This is a genomic window from Pseudomonas putida (assembly GCF_016406145.1).
Classification (GTDB): domain Bacteria; phylum Pseudomonadota; class Gammaproteobacteria; order Pseudomonadales; family Pseudomonadaceae; genus Aquipseudomonas; species Aquipseudomonas putida_E.
The window spans coordinates 5,597,431-5,617,500 of record NZ_CP066306.1 but is presented as its reverse complement, the minus strand read 5'-3'; the positions used below and the strand labels follow the sequence as shown (position 1 = coordinate 5,617,500).

Below are 20,070 nucleotides of genomic sequence, written 5' to 3'. Positions count from 1 at the left end.
AAGGGTATGGCTGTTCGCCATTTAAAGTGGTACGCGAGCTGGGTTTAGAACGTCGTGAGACAGTTCGGTCCCTATCTGCCGTGGACGTTTGAGATTTGAGAGGGGCTGCTCCTAGTACGAGAGGACCGGAGTGGACGAACCTCTGGTGTTCCGGTTGTCACGCCAGTGGCATTGCCGGGTAGCTATGTTCGGAAGAGATAACCGCTGAAAGCATCTAAGCGGGAAACTTGCCTCAAGATGAGATCTCACTGGGATCTTGAATCCCCTAAAGGGCCGTCGAAGACTACGACGTTGATAGGTTGGGTGTGTAAGCGCTGTGAGGCGTTGAGCTAACCAATACTAATTGCCCGTGAGGCTTGACCATATAACACCCAAGCAATTTGCTCCTGCAGATTGTGGTGGTGAAGACGAAAGAACCGAAAGTTCGCAGCATCACAAATATCGCATATCCGAATTCGCTGGGCTGTCCATCTGGACATTCTGGCTACAGAATTTCTTGACGACCATAGAGCATTGGAACCACCTGATCCCATCCCGAACTCAGTAGTGAAACGATGCATCGCCGATGGTAGTGTGGGGTTTCCCCATGTGAGAGTAGGTCATCGTCAAGATTCATTTCGCAAAACCCCTATCTGCGCGAGCAGGTAGGGGTTTTGTCTTTAAGTAGAAGCTATCGCTTCTCCTGGTGGGCTGAAAGCCAACCGGCGGTGGTAAAAAGGTGGTTGACAGCGTTTTTGAATGCTGTATTATTCACCTCCCGCGACGAGAGATCGAAGCGAGTTAAGTGTCTGAAGTTAAACGAGTTTCTCGCAAAAAACTTCAAAATAAACGCTTGACAGGCTCTGAGGAAAGCGTAGAATGCGCGCCTCGGTTGAGACGAAAAGCTCTTAACCAAACGCTCTTTAACAAATCGAATCAAGCAATTCGTGTGGGTGCTTGTGAGTATGGACTGATAGTCAAAAAGATTATCAGCATCACAAGTGACCATGCGAGAAATCACATAGTCATTTGAGATTGCTGAGCCAAGTTTAGGGTTTCTTAAAAACCCAAGCAGTATTGAACTGAAGAGTTTGATCATGGCTCAGATTGAACGCTGGCGGCAGGCCTAACACATGCAAGTCGAGCGGATGACGGGAGCTTGCTCCTTGATTCAGCGGCGGACGGGTGAGTAATGCCTAGGAATCTGCCTGGTAGTGGGGGACAACGTTTCGAAAGGAACGCTAATACCGCATACGTCCTACGGGAGAAAGCAGGGGACCTTCGGGCCTTGCGCTATCAGATGAGCCTAGGTCGGATTAGCTAGTTGGTGAGGTAATGGCTCACCAAGGCGACGATCCGTAACTGGTCTGAGAGGATGATCAGTCACACTGGAACTGAGACACGGTCCAGACTCCTACGGGAGGCAGCAGTGGGGAATATTGGACAATGGGCGAAAGCCTGATCCAGCCATGCCGCGTGTGTGAAGAAGGTCTTCGGATTGTAAAGCACTTTAAGTTGGGAGGAAGGGCATTAACCTAATACGTTAGTGTTTTGACGTTACCGACAGAATAAGCACCGGCTAACTCTGTGCCAGCAGCCGCGGTAATACAGAGGGTGCAAGCGTTAATCGGAATTACTGGGCGTAAAGCGCGCGTAGGTGGTTTGTTAAGTTGGATGTGAAAGCCCCGGGCTCAACCTGGGAACTGCATCCAAAACTGGCAAGCTAGAGTACGGTAGAGGGTGGTGGAATTTCCTGTGTAGCGGTGAAATGCGTAGATATAGGAAGGAACACCAGTGGCGAAGGCGACCACCTGGACTGATACTGACACTGAGGTGCGAAAGCGTGGGGAGCAAACAGGATTAGATACCCTGGTAGTCCACGCCGTAAACGATGTCAACTAGCCGTTGGAATCCTTGAGATTTTAGTGGCGCAGCTAACGCATTAAGTTGACCGCCTGGGGAGTACGGCCGCAAGGTTAAAACTCAAATGAATTGACGGGGGCCCGCACAAGCGGTGGAGCATGTGGTTTAATTCGAAGCAACGCGAAGAACCTTACCAGGCCTTGACATGCAGAGAACTTTCCAGAGATGGATTGGTGCCTTCGGGAACTCTGACACAGGTGCTGCATGGCTGTCGTCAGCTCGTGTCGTGAGATGTTGGGTTAAGTCCCGTAACGAGCGCAACCCTTGTCCTTAGTTACCAGCACGTTATGGTGGGCACTCTAAGGAGACTGCCGGTGACAAACCGGAGGAAGGTGGGGATGACGTCAAGTCATCATGGCCCTTACGGCCTGGGCTACACACGTGCTACAATGGTCGGTACAGAGGGTTGCCAAGCCGCGAGGTGGAGCTAATCTCACAAAACCGATCGTAGTCCGGATCGCAGTCTGCAACTCGACTGCGTGAAGTCGGAATCGCTAGTAATCGCGAATCAGAATGTCGCGGTGAATACGTTCCCGGGCCTTGTACACACCGCCCGTCACACCATGGGAGTGGGTTGCACCAGAAGTAGCTAGTCTAACCTTCGGGAGGACGGTTACCACGGTGTGATTCATGACTGGGGTGAAGTCGTAACAAGGTAGCCGTAGGGGAACCTGCGGCTGGATCACCTCCTTAATCGACGACATCAGCCTGCTGATGAGCTCCCACACGAATTGCTTGATTCATTGTCGAAGACGATCAAGACCCTATATAGGTCTGTAGCTCAGTTGGTTAGAGCGCACCCCTGATAAGGGTGAGGTCGGCAGTTCAAATCTGCCCAGACCTACCAATATGCGGGGCCATAGCTCAGCTGGGAGAGCGCCTGCCTTGCACGCAGGAGGTCAGCGGTTCGATCCCGCTTGGCTCCACCACTTCTGCTGTACCTTGATCAAACTCAGAAATGAGCATTCGCATCGAATGTTGATTTCTGACTTTTGTCAGATCGTTCTTTAAAAATTCGGATATGTGATAGAAACAGACTGACATGCACTTTCACTGGTGTGTGATCAGGCTAAGGTAAAATTTGTGAGTTCTGCTCGAAAGAGCAACATGCGAATTTTCGGCGAATGTCGTCTTCACAGTATAACCAGATTGCTTGGGGTTATATGGTCAAGTGAAGAAGCGCATACGGTGGATGCCTTGGCAGTCAGAGGCGATGAAAGACGTGGTAGCCTGCGATAAGCTTTGGGGAGTCGGCAAACAGACTGTGATCCAGAGATCTCTGAATGGGGGAACCCACTCAGCATAAGCTGAGTATCTTGTACTGAATACATAGGTGCAAGAGGCGAACCAGGGGAACTGAAACATCTAAGTACCCTGAGGAAAAGAAATCAACCGAGATTCCCTTAGTAGTGGCGAGCGAACGGGGACCAGCCCTTAAGTTGGTTTGAGATTAGTGGAACGCTCTGGAAAGTGCGGCCATAGTGGGTGATAGCCCCGTACACGAAAATCTCTTATCAATGAAATCGAGTAGGACGGAGCACGAGAAACTTTGTCTGAATATGGGGGGACCATCCTCCAAGGCTAAATACTACTGACTGACCGATAGTGAACCAGTACCGTGAGGGAAAGGCGAAAAGAACCCCGGAGAGGGGAGTGAAATAGAACCTGAAACCGTATGCGTACAAGCAGTGGGAGCCTACTTTGTTAGGTGACTGCGTACCTTTTGTATAATGGGTCAGCGACTTATATTCAGTGGCGAGCTTAACCGAATAGGGGAGGCGTAGCGAAAGCGAGTCTTAATAGGGCGTTTAGTCGCTGGGTATAGACCCGAAACCGGGCGATCTATCCATGGGCAGGTTGAAGGTTAGGTAACACTGACTGGAGGACCGAACCGACTACCGTTGAAAAGTTAGCGGATGACCTGTGGATCGGAGTGAAAGGCTAATCAAGCTCGGAGATAGCTGGTTCTCCTCGAAAGCTATTTAGGTAGCGCCTCATGTATCACTGTAGGGGGTAGAGCACTGTTTCGGCTAGGGGGTCATCCCGACTTACCAAACCGATGCAAACTCCGAATACCTACAAGTGCCGAGCATGGGAGACACACGGCGGGTGCTAACGTCCGTCGTGAAAAGGGAAACAACCCAGACCGTCAGCTAAGGTCCCAAAGTCATGGTTAAGTGGGAAACGATGTGGGAAGGCTTAGACAGCTAGGAGGTTGGCTTAGAAGCAGCCACCCTTTAAAGAAAGCGTAATAGCTCACTAGTCGAGTCGGCCTGCGCGGAAGATGTAACGGGGCTCAAACCATGCACCGAAGCTACGGGTATCACCTTTGGTGATGCGGTAGAGGAGCGTTCTGTAAGCCTGTGAAGGTGAGTTGAGAAGCTTGCTGGAGGTATCAGAAGTGCGAATGCTGACATGAGTAACGACAATGCGAGTGAAAAACTCGCACGCCGAAAGACCAAGGTTTCCTGCGCAACGTTAATCGACGCAGGGTTAGTCGGTCCCTAAGGCGAGGCTGAAAAGCGTAGTCGATGGAAAACAGGTTAATATTCCTGTACTTCCAGTTATTGCGATGGAGGGACGGAGAAGGCTAGGCCAGCTTGGCGTTGGTTGTCCAAGTTTAAGGTGGTAGGCTGAGATCTTAGGCAAATCCGGGATCTCAAAGCCGAGAGCTGATGACGAGTTGCCTTTAGGCGACGAAGTGGTTGATGCCATGCTTCCAAGAAAAGCTCCTAAGCTTCAGATAACTGGGAACCGTACCCCAAACCGACACAGGTGGTTAGGTAGAGAATACCAAGGCGCTTGAGAGAACTCGGGTGAAGGAACTAGGCAAAATGGCACCGTAACTTCGGGAGAAGGTGCGCCGGTGAGGGTGAAGGACTTGCTCCGTAAGCTCATGCCGGTCGAAGATACCAGGCCGCTGCGACTGTTTATTAAAAACACAGCACTCTGCAAACACGAAAGTGGACGTATAGGGTGTGACGCCTGCCCGGTGCCGGAAGGTTAATTGATGGGGTTAGCGCAAGCGAAGCTCTTGATCGAAGCCCCGGTAAACGGCGGCCGTAACTATAACGGTCCTAAGGTAGCGAAATTCCTTGTCGGGTAAGTTCCGACCTGCACGAATGGCGTAACGATGGCGGCGCTGTCTCCACCCGAGACTCAGTGAAATTGAAATCGCTGTGAAGATGCAGTGTATCCGCGGCTAGACGGAAAGACCCCGTGAACCTTTACTATAGCTTTGCACTGGACTTTGAATTTGCTTGTGTAGGATAGGTGGGAGGCTTTGAAGTGGGGACGCCAGTTCTCATGGAGCCATCCTTGAAATACCACCCTGGCAACTTTGAGGTTCTAACTCAGGTCCGTTATCCGGATCGAGGACAGTGTATGGTGGGTAGTTTGACTGGGGCGGTCTCCTCCCAAAGAGTAACGGAGGAGTACGAAGGTGCGCTCAGACCGGTCGGAAATCGGTCGTAGAGTATAAAGGCAAAAGCGCGCTTGACTGCGAGACAAACACGTCGAGCAGGTACGAAAGTAGGTCTTAGTGATCCGGTGGTTCTGTATGGAAGGGCCATCGCTCAACGGATAAAAGGTACTCCGGGGATAACAGGCTGATACCGCCCAAGAGTTCATATCGACGGCGGTGTTTGGCACCTCGATGTCGGCTCATCACATCCTGGGGCTGAAGCCGGTCCCAAGGGTATGGCTGTTCGCCATTTAAAGTGGTACGCGAGCTGGGTTTAGAACGTCGTGAGACAGTTCGGTCCCTATCTGCCGTGGACGTTTGAGATTTGAGAGGGGCTGCTCCTAGTACGAGAGGACCGGAGTGGACGAACCTCTGGTGTTCCGGTTGTCACGCCAGTGGCATTGCCGGGTAGCTATGTTCGGAAGAGATAACCGCTGAAAGCATCTAAGCGGGAAACTTGCCTCAAGATGAGATCTCACTGGGATCTTGAATCCCCTAAAGGGCCGTCGAAGACTACGACGTTGATAGGTTGGGTGTGTAAGCGCTGTGAGGCGTTGAGCTAACCAATACTAATTGCCCGTGAGGCTTGACCATATAACACCCAAGCAATTTGCTCCTGCAGATTGTGGTGGTGAAGACGAAAGAACCGAAAGTTCGCAGCATCACAAATATCGCATATCCGAATTCGCTGGGCTGTCCATCTGGACATTCTGGCTACAGAATTTCTTGACGACCATAGAGCATTGGAACCACCTGATCCCATCCCGAACTCAGTAGTGAAACGATGCATCGCCGATGGTAGTGTGGGGTTTCCCCATGTGAGAGTAGGTCATCGTCAAGATTCATTTCGCAAAACCCCTATCTGCGTAAGCAGGTAGGGGTTTTGTCTTTAAGTAGGAACTACAGAGATTCGCGGGTACGTCCGCAGGACGGGCCGGCACACAGAATTTCTTGACGACCATAGAGCATTGGAACCACCTGATCCCATCCCGAACTCAGCAGTGAAACGATGCATCGCCGATGGTAGTGTGGGGTTTCCCCATGTGAGAGTAGGTCATCGTCAAGATTCAAATCCAAAGCCCCTGTCTGCACTGCAGACAGGGGCTTTGTCTTTTCCGGGTTATGGCATTGGCTGGACTGCCTGCTTGTCCAGGTAATTCCTGATAACCCGCGCACCATTGTTCAGATGCTGCTCCAGCACCCTCACTGCCTCGTCGACCAGCTTGTCACTGGCTGCATCCGCCAGTGCGTTGTGATCGTCCTGGGTCAGCTTGCCCAAGCCCATCGACGATAGATGAAAGCGCAGGAAGCGCTCTTCCTCGTTGAGCTCGTCCTCGATCAGGCGCAGTAGCTTCTGGTTCTGAGCCTTGCCGTACAGGGCCATGTGGAACAGCCGATTGAGGCGGCCGATTTCGGCGTGGCGCGTCTCGTTTTCCAGTTGCCGGATGTAACCACGTGCACGGGCGATATCATCGGCATCGAGCAGGGGAATGGATTGGCGCAGGGCCTCGGACTCGAGCAAAACCCGCAACGCATAAGTGTCGACTGCATCTTCACCAATCAAAGGCGCCACAACCGCGCCCTTGTGCATTTCCACCTTGAGCAGTGATTGCGCTTCCAGCTGGCGCAGCGCCTCACGCACAGGCATGCGGCTGACGCCATACAAGGTCGCCAGCTCTTGTTGGCGCACGGCGGTACCGGGCGGCAGGCGGCCATCGAGTATGGCGCTGCGCAAGCGTTCTTCGATCACGCCACGGGCCAGGTTCGCCGGTAGCTGTTCGCTCGCCAGCACATTGCTCAGTTTGATTTTCTCGGCCACGCGGAGTCTGCCTCGACGACTAAAGTTGGATCCAATGAGACTAGTAACAGGCAAGGGGGCTTGTCAAACCAGCTCCCCGCAATGGGGGCGGGCGAAACACGGCCTAGAGATATGGTGGATGAAGACGACTGGCAAAGGAAGCGGCACATACAAAGCATTAACTGGAAAGTCTTGGCTCCCCGACCACCGGCGGCATGATTGCAGGATGCCATTGTTTTTTATGCTGACAGACCTCACCATCGCTGCTTTCGACTGGTCTGAACAGGTCTTCGCAGTGGCGATACCCTGGGTAATCAAAACCGCCGCGCGATGTGTCGGCCTCGCCATTTTGCTGGGCAGCTTGCTGCTGGGCGGTTTGCATGCGGATTGGGATTTTTCCCAGATCAGTCGCAAGTCACAGACCCTGTATGGCCCACTCGGTGCCGGCAAGGGCCGCATCGATGCCTGGCAAGCCATGATGGCCACGCAAAACCAAGGCTCCGAGCTACAACGCTTGCAGGCAGCCAACCTGTTTTTCAACCAGCAATTGCGCTATGTCGAAGACATCGACTTGTGGCGTGAAGTCGACTATTGGGCCACGCCCATCCAGGCCTTGATCAAGGGCGCTGGTGATTGCGAGGACTACGCCATCGCCAAGTATTTCAGCCTGCGCCGCATGGGTATCCCAAGTGAAAAGCTACGCATCACCTACGTCAAGGCCTTGCGCCAGAACCGCGCGCATATGGTGCTGACCTATTATTCAAGCCCACAAGCCCAGCCGCTGGTACTCGATAGCCTGATGGACGCGATCAAGCCGGCCAGCCAGCGTACTGACCTCTTGCCGGTCTACGCCTTCAATGGTGAAGGCCTCTGGTTGACCGGTGCTGCGGGTAACAAGAAAGTCGGTGACACCAAGCGTTTGTCACGCTGGCAGGACTTGTTAAAGAAAATGCAGGCCGAAGGGTTCCCGGCCGAACCGGTTTACTGAAGGAGCACAGATGTCACTGTTCAAACAATTGCTGTTGGCCATTTGCCTGTTCCTGGTAGTCGCGTTCAGCGGCAGCTTCATGGTCAGCCTGGAGAGTTCACGCAGTCAGTACGTAAACCAGCTGCGCTCACATGCTCAGGACGCTGCCACGGCGCTGGCGCTTTCTTTGACGCCGAACATCGATGACCCGGCCATGGTAGAGCTCATGGTCAGTTCGATATTTGACAGTGGCTATTATTCGAGCATCAAGGTCGTCGACCTGGCCTCGAATGCGGTGCTGGTGGAGCGTCACGCGGAGCCAGATCCTGGTGGTGTTCCTGCCTGGTTCATCCACCTGATAGGCCTCGAAGCTGCCGGCGGTGATGCCATCGTCAGCCGAGGTTGGCAACAAGCTGCGCGTGTCGAAGTCATTAGCCACCCGATGTTCGCCATCTCCAAACTCTGGCAGAGCGCCTTGGGCAGCCTGGGCTGGCTGCTGCTCTGCGGTGCAGCGAGCGCGGTACTCGGAGCCTTACTGTTACGTCGTCAATTGCGGCCGCTGGACTACATGGTCGAGCAGTCCCACGCCATCGCCCGCCGCGAGTTCCTCAGCCTGCCTGAGCTGCCGCGCACGCCCGAGTTGCGCCGTGTGGTGCAAGCCATGAACCAGATGGTGGAGAAGCTCAAGGCCCTGTTCAACGAGCAGGCCGAGCGCAGCGAGCGGCTACGTACCGAATCGTATCAGGACAGCCTGACCGGGTTGTCCAATCGCCGTTACTTTGAAATGCAGCTCAATACCCGAGTCAGCAACCTTGAAGAAGCGAGGGCGGGTTACCTACTGTTGCTGCGTGTTCAGGACCTCACAGGGCTTAACGCCCGCTTGGGCGGCCAACGCACCGACCAGCTGTTGCAGGCGGTCGGCGTACAGCTGCAGCGTACCTGTGCCAAGTTCCCGGAGACCAAAGACCTGATTTCCCGCAGCCGTGGCGGTGAGTTCGCTGTGCTCGCCCCAGGCATGGTGCACGAAGAGGCGGTACAGCTCGCCCAGGCCTTGGAGGCTACACTGCAGAGCCTGCACGAGACCGGTGCCACCGATGTCGACCCGGTAGCCTGTATTGGCCTTGCACCGTTCAGCCCCGGCGACGCGCCGCAAGCGCTATTGAAACTTGCCGATGAGGCCCTGGCCCGCGCTGAAAATCAGCCGACACCCGGCTGGGTTTGTCTTGAGCAGGGGGCCGCGGCTGTTGCCGGCGATAGCCATCACGCCTGGCACACGCGGCTTGAGCAAGCCTTCGTCAAAGGTCAGTTCGAACTTTTCTTCCAACCGGTTGTGGAATGCAAAGACGTGCAGCGCGTGCTGCACTACAAAGTCATTTCACGGCTGCACGATGATGAAGGCGAGGCAGTGCCGGCTGGCCGCTTTCTGCCGTGGCTGGAGCGCTTTGGCTGGATGACGCGGCTGGATGTGCTGGTGCTCGAAAAAGTGCTGGCGCACTTGCGTAGCCATGATCAGGTGCTTGCGCTCAACCTGTCGGCTGCGACCCTGGCCGACCCCAACGCTCTGCAGCGGGTATACGATTTGCTTGGCCAATACACCGCACTGGGGCCACGCTTGGTCTTGGAAATCGGCGAAGAGCAATTGCCTGCGCAAGCCGTGCTCGAGCAGTTGACTCGACGCTTGCACGGGCTTGGTTTCGGGCTGGCGCTGCAGCGTTTTGGTGGCCGCTTCAGCATGATCGGTAACCTGGCGCACTTGGGCCTGGCGTACCTGAAGATCGACGGGAGCTACATCCGCAATATTGACCATGAGCAACACAAGCGTTTGTTCATCGAAGCAATTCAGCGGGCAGCGCACAGTATTGATCTGCCGTTGATTGCCGAGCGGGTCGAAACGGAAGGAGAGCGACAGGTGCTACTGGAAATGGAGGTGAAAGGTATTCAGGGGCAGTTGGTGGGCGAGCCTGCCCCGTGGCGCTGATTTCGGCCTGACAGAGCAGGTGCAGCACCCTTCCTCAGGGTGGTTGCACCTGTGACAGTCAGCGTTCGCGCAGGGCTTCAGCACGGGCCTTCATGATGGGTTTTAGCAGGTAGCTCATGATGGTCTTCTTGCCCGTCATGATATCCACCGTTGCTACCATTCCTGGGATGATCAGCAACGGTTTCTCGTCCGTACCCAAGTGGCTTTTCTCCGTGCGCAGCTTGATCAGGTAGTACGTGGTCTTTTTGTCTTCATCGGTGATGGTGTCGGCACCGATCTGCTCCAGCGTGGCCTTCAAACCGCCGTATATGGTGTAGTCGTAGGCAGTGAACTTGACTGTCGCTTCCTGGCCCGGGTGCAGAAACGCGATGTCCTTGGGCAGGATCTTGGCCTCCACTACAAGGCTATCATCCAGTGGCACGATCTCTACGATATCACTGCCTGGCTGGATCACGCCTCCGACAGTGTTGACCAGCAACTGCTTGACGATGCCACGTACCGGCGAGCTGACCATCGTACGGTTGACCCGGTCATCCAGCGCCTTGCCCGTGGCGGTGGCCTTGTTCAACTCGGTACGTGCCTCGTTGAGCTGGGTCAGCGCCTCGCTGCGGAACTTGCCGCGGGTTTCTTCAATCTTGCTCTGCACTTCCTTGATAGCCGCTTCGGCGCGGGGAATGGCGAGCGCGGTGGAGTCCATCTGCCCGCGGTTCTCTACTTCTGCGCGGCGCAGGCGTAGCACTTCCACCTGGGAAATAGCGCCTTGGGCCACCAGTGGCTCGGACATGGCAATTTCCTGACGCAGCAACTGCAGGCTGTTGGCGTACTGTGCTCGCTTGGAGGTGAACTCGCGCAGTTCCTGCTGTTTTTGCACAAGTTGCTGTTCCAAGCCGCTGATCTCATCATGCAGTTGTTGGCGCCGGCTCTGATACAGCGACTGCTCGCTGGCGGCCTGGCTCGGTGCGGCCTTGCGCAGCTCTTCGTCGATCTGCAGCGGCTTGTCGTCTACTTCGGCGCTCAGGCGCTGCACTCGCAGCGCCATCGCCAGACGATCGGCTTCGGTTTCACCAACGTTGGATGCGAAGCGTGTTTCGTCCAGCCGCAGCAATGGCTCCCCGACTTCGACGATCTGCCCTTCCTTGGCATAGATCTGCGCGACGATGCCGCCTTCCAGGTTCTGAATTTTCTGCACTTTGGAGGATGGAATGGCCTTGCCTTCACCGCGGGTAACTTCATCGATGGGGGCCACGCTGGCCCAGATGATCATGACCAGGAAGAACGCGATGATGCCCCAGATAGTCAGGCGCACGATGCGTGGCGCGTCTTCGATCAGCGCTTTGTTGACCTCTGGCAGCGGTTGCCCGGCAAGGGATTCCGAGCCCTTGAAGTAACGGCGCAGGCTGTCCTTGAAACGCCCCATATCCAGCTTATGCAACACTGATCTGCCCCTTTTTAAGCGCATCCATGACGGCGGCTTTCGGGCCATCCGCAACAATCTGTCCTCGATCGATGACGATCAACCGGTCCACCAGCGACAGCAAGGACGCCCGGTGGGTCACCAGCAAAACGGTCTTGCCTTCGATGACAGCAGCCAGGCGCTGTTTGAGGCGTTCTTCCCCCGTGTTGTCCATGGCACTGGTGGGTTCGTCCAACAGCAGGATCTGCGGGTTGAGCAGCAGCGCCCGAGCCAGGGCAACGTTCTGCCGCTGCCCTCCGGAAAGGTTCTGGCCGCGTTCGCCGACCTGCAGTTCGTAACCGTCGGGATGCAGGCGAGCGAATTCATGCACGCCGGCCAGCTCGGCGGCTTGCAGGATCAATTCGTCTTCAATGTAGCGGGCACCGCTGACAAGATTGTCGCGCAAAGTGCCTGCCAGCAACTGAATGTCTTGCGGGACATAGCCGATGTTATGGCGCAACTCACTGACGTCGATCTGGCGGATATCAACGCCATCGACCAGCAAGGAGCCATTGTCTGCCTCGTACAGGCCGACGATGAGCTTGGCCAGCGAGCTTTTGCCCGAGCCGCTGCGGCCGATGATGCCGACCTTCTCGCCCGGGCGGATATTCAGGTTGATGCCTTTGAGCGCCAGGTTCTGCTGATTGGGGTAGGTGAAATCTACACCCCGGAATTCGACCGCGCCCTGCAGCACCTGACGGCTCAGAGGACGTTCATCGAAATTGCGCTCCTGCGGTAGCTCCATCATCTGGTCGGTGGCCACCATGGTCACCTTGGCCTGCTGGTAGCGGGCCAGCAAACCGTTGAGCGAGCTCAACGGGCCTAGCGCTCGACCGCTGAGCATGTAGCAGGCGACCAGACCGCCCATGCTCAGGTTGCCGTCGATGATCAGGTAAACGCCGACGCAGATCATCGCCACCCCCGCCAGCTGCTGGATGAGCAAGGTGATGTTCATGGCCAGGCTCGACAGCACTTTGACGCGCAGCTCGAGGCGGCTGAGGGTGCCAAGGGTCTGCTCCCACATGTACTGGCGTTCGCTCTCGGCGTTGTTGACCTTGACTGCATCCAGGCCGGCCAGCGTTTCGATCAGGCTGGACTGGCGCTCCGATGCCAGCGCCATGGTGCGCTCCATGGTCGCCATCAACGGCTTCTGCAGCGCATAGCCGATGCCCAAAGCCAGCGGGAACGCAAGGATCGGGATCCATACCAGATGCCCGCCGATGATAGCGATGACAAGAAGGATCAGCAGGGTGAACGGCAGATCGATCAGGGTGGTCAGTGTGAGCGAAGCGAGGAAGTCGCGCAGGCCTTGGAATTCGTGGATGTTCTGGGCAAAGCTGCCGACCCGGGCAGGGCGATATTTCATCGACATGCCGACGATCCGCTCGAACAGCGTGGCTGAAATGATCAAGTCGGTCTTCTTGCCTGCAAGGTCCAGGCAGAGGCCGCGCAGGCCTTTGAGAATGAGGTCGAATATGTAGGCGAAGCCGATGCCTGCCGCCAGCACCCATAACGTCGACGTGGCCTGGTTGGGAACCACGCGGTCGTACACATTCATCACGAACAAAGGCGCAGCCAGTGCAATCAGGTTGATCACCAAGCTGGCAGCAATGGCGTCGATGTACAGCCATTTGCTGCGCATCAGCGTGTCGCGGAACCAGGAGCGGGCGCGCGGGATGAGGTTGCCGTGGTTCACATCGAACTTATGCTGCGGCTGGGCGAAGAACACTTTGCCGCTGTAGTCGCCCTGCAGCGCCTCGCGGCTCACCAGCACCTCACCGCCGTCGCTTTCACTGAGCAGCAGGCGAGCGGTGTCTTCGTTTTCCCAGCCCGCCAGCACGGCGCTTCGGCCTTCATTGAGCAGCAGCATGGCCGGCATGGCGATGCTCGGGATCTGCTCCAGTTTGCGCTGAAGTACGCGCCCTTGCAGCCCGGCACGGGCAGCCGCGCGAGGCAGCAGATCGGGGCTCAGGCGCTGGGCCGGCAAGGGCAGGCCGGTAGTCAGCATGGCCCTGCTTGCGGGCTTCTGGTGCAGAACACACAGGGTCAGCAGACTATCCAGCAACGGGTCATCGTGCTGACTGCGTGGATCGTGGCTGAGTTGCACTCGACTGACTTCGGATTCCACGCGGCGCTCTCTTCATCCTTGCGGGTAGATGGTGCGGGTGCGCCTCAGTTCATGCCTGGCAGGTTCACTCGCGGTTTCACATCATTCTGCACAACGGTGGCCATCGGTGCTACGACACCCTGGCTCTTGAGCAGTTGGCCAATGGTCGCCTTGATTCGGTATTGAGTAAACAATTGTATGTTCTTCACCTCAACCAGACGGCGCTGAGCAGTGAAGGTTTCATTTTCACTGTCGAGCAAGTCGAGCAGTGTGCGTTCGCCGAGGCTGAACTGCTGCTGGTAAGCGCTGCGTACCCGGTTGCTGTGATCGACGTATTGCTGGGCGATAGGCAACTGGGCGTTGGCGTTCTCTTGCGCATTCCATGCCAGGCCCAGTTCTTCGTTGAGCTGGCGCAGGGCGTTATTGCGAATATCCAGCGCCTGGTTGGCCAAGTATGACTTGGACTCCAGGTCAGCCTTGTTGCTGCCGCCGGCGTACAGGTTGAAGTTCATGCGCAGCATGGCCTGCCACTCATTGTTGTGGCCGACAGTGCCGTCGATGTTGTTATCGGCCGTTCTTCCGAGTTCTGCATCGAACCGCGGATAGAAGCTCGACTTCGCAGCGTCGTACTGTTTCTCTGCCGCGGTGATGTCCGACTCTGCCGAGCGCAGTACTGGGCTGCTCTCTACCATCTGCGCGCGCGCCTCATCCAGAGTTGCCGGCAGCAGGTCGATGAAAGGCGCCGGGGCGCTCAGTTCATCCGGCATCTGGCCTACCACGCTTAGGAAGTTGGTGTTGGCATCGGCGAGGTTGGTCTGCTCGGTTATCAAATTATTGCGCGCTTGAGCCAGACGGGCTTCGGCCTGATCAAGGTCAGCCAGGCGGCCAACACCACGGCTGGTACGCAGTTTGATCTGGTCGAGGATACGTTCGTGGTTGCGCAGGTTTTCCTCGGCGAGGCGGACCATTTCGCGGCGCGACAGCACGTCCAGGTAAACCTGGGCCACGTCAAGCGCGGTACGCTCCGAGGTGTCCATCAGCGAGTAGGCGCGGGCATTAACGGTGGCTTGTTGACGGCCTACTTCGCTAGAAGTGGCAAAACCGTCAAAAACCATTTGGCGAAGACGGATTGCTGACTCACCGCGATTGAGGCTTTCCCAGCGGTTGCCGGTGCTCGGGCTGTCAGTCCCCTCACGTCCATAACCAGCGGTCACGTCTACCCGCGGCAAATAGCCGCCCTTGGCCGCACGCAGCTGGTAATCGGCAGCCACCCGGGCGTTGACACCCGCCTGGATCTCCGGGTGCACCTCAAGGGCTTTCTGCATGGCTTCGGGCAAGGTTTGTGCTTGTAGGAAAGTGGCGGCAAAGGCGAATGGAAGAGCGGTAAACAGTGACGCACGCATTTTTACTGATCCCCGAGGGCGCTGTTGTCCTGAATCACGGTCGAAGCGGTTCAGGTCTGGAAAATGACAACCTGATTTGACCGATGAGCAGCTTCCGACGGGGCACTGGTATTAGTACTAAAGGAAGGGATAGCAACCGTTCAAATATCAATGTGACATTACATTGCCGATTGTTTAGGATGGCGACCATAAGGTCAATAGTTTGGCATAAAGTTAATAGCCGGCAGTTATAGACGATAATTTGACGTCAAGTATGCCGGAAACAGTATCGACACACTTCCGTCTGCAGTGGCTCGTGAGCGCTGCTCGGAGCATGGAAGTAGATCACATCGGGTAACCCGGAGAGTCCAATGAGCAGCGTTGTAGCCATCGTCAAAAGTATTGTTGGCCAAGTCATCGCAGTATCCCCAGAAGGCATCCGGCGTGTACTCATTGAAGGTGATCGCCTGTTGGCCGGTGAAGAAGTCCTCACCGGCCCGGGCGGCGCCGTCACCCTCGAACTGGCCGATGGTCGTTTGCTCGATCTGGGCCGTGATACCCAATGGAGCGCTGACGCACCCGACAGCAGTACCGACTTGGGTCAGGCTATCGCGCAGGCCGCACCGTCGGTGGAAGAGCTGCAGCAAGCGATCGCCGCGGGCGTGGACCCTACCACCGAACTGGAGGCTCCGGCAGCAGGTCCTGCAGCGGCAGGTGGTGGCACGGTTGGCGGTGGCCACAGTTTTGTCCTGTTGGAAGAAACAGCAGGCTCGGTGGACCCGACCATCGGTTTCCCGACTGACCCTCTGAGCTTCGCCGCCGACCTTGATGACGAGGAGGTTGGCGGGCTGGATACCGATGCCAACGACACCACCGCCGATACTCCGACAACGGTCGCCACTGGGCTGACCCTCACCGCCACCCCTTCGATCTCCGAAGCGGGTGGCGTTATCGTTTATACCGCGACGGTCGGCCAGGCACCTACTTCCAACCTGACCGTAACACTGTCGAATGGGGCAGTGATCGTCATTCAGGCGGGCCAGACCAGCGGCACCGTGAACGTTACAATTCCGGCTAACGATACCCCATACGTCGATGGCGGCCAGATCTCCACCACCGTGACGGGAACCAGTGGCGGTACTGGCATCACCGTGACCTTGCCGCAGGCGCCTGCGGTGACTCAGGTTACCGATACAGTAGACAACACGACTGCGACCCTTACCGCTTCGCCAAGCGTCACCGAAGGTGGCGTGATCACTTACACCGTAACCCTGAGCAACCCCGCCCAGACCCCGGTGACCGTGACGCTGTCGAACGGCCAGACTATTACCGTTGGCGCGGGCAATACCACGGGCAGTGTGGCCTTCCAGACGCCGGCCAATGATGGTTACAACAATGGCTCGACAGTCACCGCCACCATCACCGGCGCCACCGGGGGCAATTTTGAGCAGCTGTCGATCAACCCCCAGAGCGCTGTAACTACTATCAGCGACAGCATTGACACGTCGACCGTCACCCTTACAGCCACCCCAAGCGTGGTTGAGGGGGGGACCGTGGTGTACACCGCGTCGGTCAGTGCTCCGGTCACAGGCAGCCCACTGGTAGTCACCCTGGCCAACGGCCAGAGCATCACCATCGGCATCGGTGAGTCGTCCGGTTCGGTCAACTTCACCGCGCCGAACAACGTCTACAACACCAATACCCCGCTGACCAACAGCATCACCAAGGTTGAAGGCGGTAATTACGAACAGCTCGACACCGCGGGGACTCCGACCACGACGGTTACCGACAGCCCGGACACTCAAGCGACCACCAACCTGGTACTGAGCGCGACTGGGGACGTGGCCGAAGGCGGCCAGATCGTCTACACCGCGACCTTGAGCAACCCAGCCGGCACGGCGATGACCGTGACCTTGAGCAACGGCGCGACCATCAATATCGCTGCAGGCCAGACCTCTGGCCAAGTGACCGTCGCTGCACCGGCGGATGACGTTTACAAAGACGCCGGCCAGGTCAAAGCGACCATCACCGGCACCACCGGTGGTGACTTCGAGAACCTCGCAGTTAACCCGGCTGAGGCCGTAACCAACGTCAGCGATACGCTCGATACCAGCACGGTGACCCTGACCGCCAATGCGTCAGTAGTCGAAGGTGGCGTGGTCACCTATACGGCGTCGGTTAGTGCTCCGGTCACCGGCAGCCCACTGGTGGTCACCCTGGCCAACGGCCAAACCATCACCATCGGCGTCGGCGAGTCGTCCGGTTCGGTCGACTTCGTTGCGCCCAATAACGTCTACAACACCAATGCACCGCTGACCAACAGCATCACCAAGGTCGAAGGCGGTAACTACGAGAAGCTGGACACCGCCGGCACTCCGACCACCACGGTCACCGACAGCCCGGCTACCCAGGCCACTACCAACCTGGTGCTGAGCGCGACCGGCGATGTCGCTGAAGGCGGTCAGATCGTTTACACCGCCACGCTGAGCAACCCAGCGGGCACGGCGATGACCGTAACGCTGAGCAATGGCGCGACCATCAATATCGCGGCCGGCCAGACCTCCGGCACGGTCTCTGTTCCAGCCCCGGCGGATGACGTCTACAAAGACGCCGGTCAGGTCAAAGCCACCGTCACTGGTACCACGGGTGGTGACTTCGAGAACCTCGCAGTCAATCCGGCTGAGGCCGTGACCAACGTCAGCGATACGCTCGACACGTCGACCGTCACGTTGACCGCCACTCCAAGCGTGGTCGAGGGCGGTACCGTGGTGTACACCGCCTCGGTGTCGGCTCCTGTTACTGGTTCGCCGCTGGTCGTGACATTGGCCAACGGTCAAAGCATCACCATCGGTGTTGGCGAGTCGTCCGGTTCGGTCGACTTCGTTGCGCCCAATAACGTCTACAACACCAATGCACCGCTGACCAACAGCATCACCAAGGTCGAAGGCGGTAACTACGAGAAGCTGGACACCGCCGGCGCTCCGACCACCACGGTCACCGACAGCCCGGCTACCCAGGCCACTACCAATCTGGTGCTGAGCGCGACCGGCGATGTCGCTGAAGGCGGTCAGATCGTTTACACCGCCACGCTGAGCAACCCAGCGGGCACGGCGATGACCGTAACGCTGAGCAACGGCGCGACCATCAACATCGCGGCCGGCCAGACTTCCGGTACGGTCGCTGTCCCAGCCCCGGCCGATGACGTCTACAAGGACGCCGGCCAGGTCAAAGCCACCATCACCGGTACCACCGGTGGTGATTTCGAGCAGCTGGCGGTTAGTCCGGCTGAAGCCGTGACCAATGTCAGCGACACCCTCGACACGTCGACCGTCACGTTGACCGCCACCCCAAGCGCGGTCGAGGGCGGTACCGTGGTGTACACCGCGTCGGTATCGGCTCCTGTTACTGGTTCGCCACTGGTCGTGACCCTGGCCAACGGCCAAACCATCACCATCGGCGTCGGCGAGTCGTCCGGCTCGGTCGACTTCGTTGCGCCAAACAACGTCTACAACACCAATACCCCGCTGACTAACAGCATCACCAAGGTCGAGGGCGGTAATTACGAACAGCTCGACACCGCCGGTACACCAACCACGACGGTTACCGACAGTCCCGCTACCCAGGCGACTACCAACCTGGTGCTGAGCGCCACTGGCGATGTCGCCGAAGGCGGTCAGATTGTCTACACCGCGACCTTGAGCAACCCAGCGGGCACGGCGATGACCGTGACGCTGAGCAACGGCGCGACCATCAACATCGCGGCCGGCCAGACTTCCGGTACGGTCGCTGTCCCAGCCCCGGCCGATGACGTCTACAAGGACGCCGGCCAGGTCAAAGCCACCATCACCGGTACCACCGGTGGTGATTTCGAGCAGCTGGCGGTTAGTCCGGCTGAAGCCGTGACCAATGTCAGCGACACCCTCGACACGTCGACCGTCACGTTGACCGCCACCCCAAGCGCGGTCGAGGGCGGTACCGTGGTGTACACCGCGTCGGTATCGGCTCCTGTTACTGGTTCGCCACTGGTCGTGACCCTGGCCAACGGCCAAACCATCACCATCGGCGTTGGCGAGTCGTCCGGCTCGGTCAACTTCACCGCGCCGAACAACGTCTACAACACCAACACTGCACTGACCAATAGCATCACCAAGGTCGACGGCGGTAACTATGAGAAGCTCGATACCGCCGGTACACCAACCACGACGGTTACCGACAGTCCCGCTACCCAGGCGACTACCAACCTGGTGCTGAGCGCCACGGGTGATGTCGCTGAGGGCGGTCAGATTGTCTACACCGCGACCTTGAGCAACCCAGCGGGTACGGCGATGACCGTGACGCTGAGCAATGGCGCGACCATCAATATCGCGGCCGGCCAGACCTCCGGCACGGTCTCTGTTCCAGCCCCGGCGGATGACGTCTACAAAGACGCCGGTCAGGTCAAAGCCACCGTCACTGGTACCACGGGTGGTGACTTCGAGAACCTCGCAGTGAATCCGGCTGAGGCCGTGACCAACGTCAGCGATACGCTCGACACGTCGACCGTCACGTTGACCGCCACTCCAAGCGTGGTCGAGGGCGGTACCGTGGTGTACACCGCCTCGGTGTCGGCGCCGGTTACTGGTTCGCCGCTGGTCGTGACATTGGCCAACGGTCAAAGCATCACCATCGGTGTTGGCGAGTCGTCCGGTTCGGTCGACTTCGTTGCGCCCAATAACGTCTACAACACCAATGCACCGCTGACCAACAGCATCACCAAGGTCGAAGGCGGTAACTACGAGAAGCTGGACACCGCCGGCGCTCCGACCACCACGGTCACCGACAGCCCGGCTACCCAGGCCACTACCAATCTGGTGCTGAGCGCGACCGGCGATGTCGCTGAAGGCGGTCAGATCGTTTACACCGCCACGCTGAGCAACCCAGCGGGCACGGCGATGACCGTAACGCTGAGCAATGGCGCTACCATCAACATTGCGGCCGGCCAGACCTCTGGCCAAGTGACCGTCGAAGGGCCGCCCCGGCT

6 protein-coding genes, 2 tRNA genes, 6 rRNA genes and 1 pseudogene (1 of these 15 only partly in view) are annotated in these 20,070 nt (G+C 57.5%); 11 read left to right on the top strand and 4 right to left on the bottom strand.

Translation table 11 applies throughout. From position 1 onward, the window contains the following. From JET17_RS25885 to rrf (JET17_RS25850), 8 genes are all read left to right on the top strand, one after another. Positions 1 to 364: ribosomal RNA gene (locus JET17_RS25885) — 23S ribosomal RNA — on the top strand; it begins 2,528 nt to the left of the window's first position. Positions 365 to 495: 131 nt separating this feature from the next. Beyond that, a 5S ribosomal RNA gene (rrf, locus tag JET17_RS25880) occupies positions 496 to 611 on the top strand. A gap of 447 nt (positions 612 to 1,058) precedes the next feature. Then, positions 1,059 to 2,595: ribosomal RNA gene (locus JET17_RS25875) — 16S ribosomal RNA — on the top strand. Positions 2,596 to 2,672: 77 nt separating this feature from the next. Continuing rightward, a tRNA-Ile gene (locus tag JET17_RS25870) sits at positions 2,673 to 2,749 on the top strand. Between the two features lie 6 nt (positions 2,750 to 2,755). Further along, a tRNA-Ala gene (locus tag JET17_RS25865) sits at positions 2,756 to 2,831 on the top strand. 236 nt (positions 2,832 to 3,067) lie between these two features. Then, a 23S ribosomal RNA gene (locus JET17_RS25860) occupies positions 3,068 to 5,959 on the top strand. Between the two features lie 131 nt (positions 5,960 to 6,090). Further along, a 5S ribosomal RNA gene (rrf, locus tag JET17_RS25855) occupies positions 6,091 to 6,206 on the top strand. 109 nt (positions 6,207 to 6,315) lie between these two features. After that, positions 6,316 to 6,431: ribosomal RNA gene (gene rrf / locus JET17_RS25850) — 5S ribosomal RNA — on the top strand. Together the 16S, 23S and 5S rRNA genes with 2 tRNA genes alongside form the textbook arrangement of a ribosomal RNA operon. Positions 6,432 to 6,485: 54 nt before the next feature. Here rrf (JET17_RS25850) and JET17_RS25845 read toward each other — a convergent pair. Beyond that, complete coding sequence (locus tag JET17_RS25845) at positions 6,486 to 7,184, bottom strand: GntR family transcriptional regulator (RefSeq protein WP_012316819.1); 699 nt, start codon at positions 7,182 to 7,184, stop codon at positions 6,486 to 6,488. 220 nt (positions 7,185 to 7,404) lie between these two features. Here JET17_RS25845 and lapG point away from each other — a divergent pair, with 220 nt between their 5' ends. Beyond that, the gene (gene lapG, locus JET17_RS25840) at positions 7,405 to 8,151 is read left to right on the top strand and encodes a cysteine protease LapG (protein ID WP_420094520.1); all 747 of its coding nucleotides are present in this window, start codon (positions 7,405 to 7,407) and stop codon (positions 8,149 to 8,151) included. 10 nt (positions 8,152 to 8,161) lie between these two features. Continuing rightward, positions 8,162 to 10,108: a cyclic di-GMP receptor LapD gene (gene lapD / locus JET17_RS25835; RefSeq protein ID WP_012316817.1), complete on the top strand. Its 1,947-nt coding sequence runs from the start codon at positions 8,162 to 8,164 to the stop codon at positions 10,106 to 10,108. Positions 10,109 to 10,166: 58 nt separating this feature from the next. Here the strand turns inward: lapD and JET17_RS25830 are convergent, their stop codons facing one another. From JET17_RS25830 to JET17_RS25820, 3 genes are read right to left on the bottom strand one after another with little or no spacing between them, the layout of a single operon-like run. Next, the gene (locus JET17_RS25830; protein ID WP_172655299.1) at positions 10,167 to 11,525 is read right to left on the bottom strand and encodes an HlyD family type I secretion periplasmic adaptor subunit; all 1,359 of its coding nucleotides are present in this window, start codon (positions 11,523 to 11,525) and stop codon (positions 10,167 to 10,169) included. 7 nt (positions 11,526 to 11,532) lie between these two features. Beyond that, positions 11,533 to 13,689, bottom strand: coding sequence for a type I secretion system permease/ATPase (locus JET17_RS25825; protein WP_012316815.1), 2,157 nt, complete (start codon positions 13,687 to 13,689; stop codon positions 11,533 to 11,535). Between the two features lie 44 nt (positions 13,690 to 13,733). Next, positions 13,734 to 15,071 carry a TolC family outer membrane protein gene (locus tag JET17_RS25820; protein ID WP_012316814.1) on the bottom strand — a complete coding sequence of 446 codons (1,338 nt, stop codon included), beginning with the start codon at positions 15,069 to 15,071 and terminating at the stop codon, positions 13,734 to 13,736. Positions 15,072 to 15,421: 350 nt separating this feature from the next. On the opposite strand from JET17_RS25820, the pseudogene JET17_RS25815 reads away from it, so the two are divergent. Then, positions 15,422 to 19,996, top strand: a pseudogene (locus tag JET17_RS25815) (retention module-containing protein); the annotation flags it as partial. Between the last annotated feature and the right edge of the window lie 74 nt (positions 19,997 to 20,070).

Excerpts from the sequence above, each read along its gene's own strand:
- lapG (WP_420094520.1), top strand. The coding sequence starts at position 7,405 with ATGCTGACAGACCTCACCATCGCTGCTTTCGACTGGTCTGAACAGGTC.
- lapD (WP_012316817.1), top strand. The coding sequence starts at position 8,162 with ATGTCACTGTTCAAACAATTGCTGTTGGCCATTTGCCTGTTCCTGGTA.
- JET17_RS25830 (WP_172655299.1), bottom strand. The coding sequence starts at position 11,525 with ATGGGGCGTTTCAAGGACAGCCTGCGCCGTTACTTCAAGGGCTCGGAA.
- JET17_RS25820 (WP_012316814.1), bottom strand. The coding sequence starts at position 15,071 with ATGCGTGCGTCACTGTTTACCGCTCTTCCATTCGCCTTTGCCGCCACT.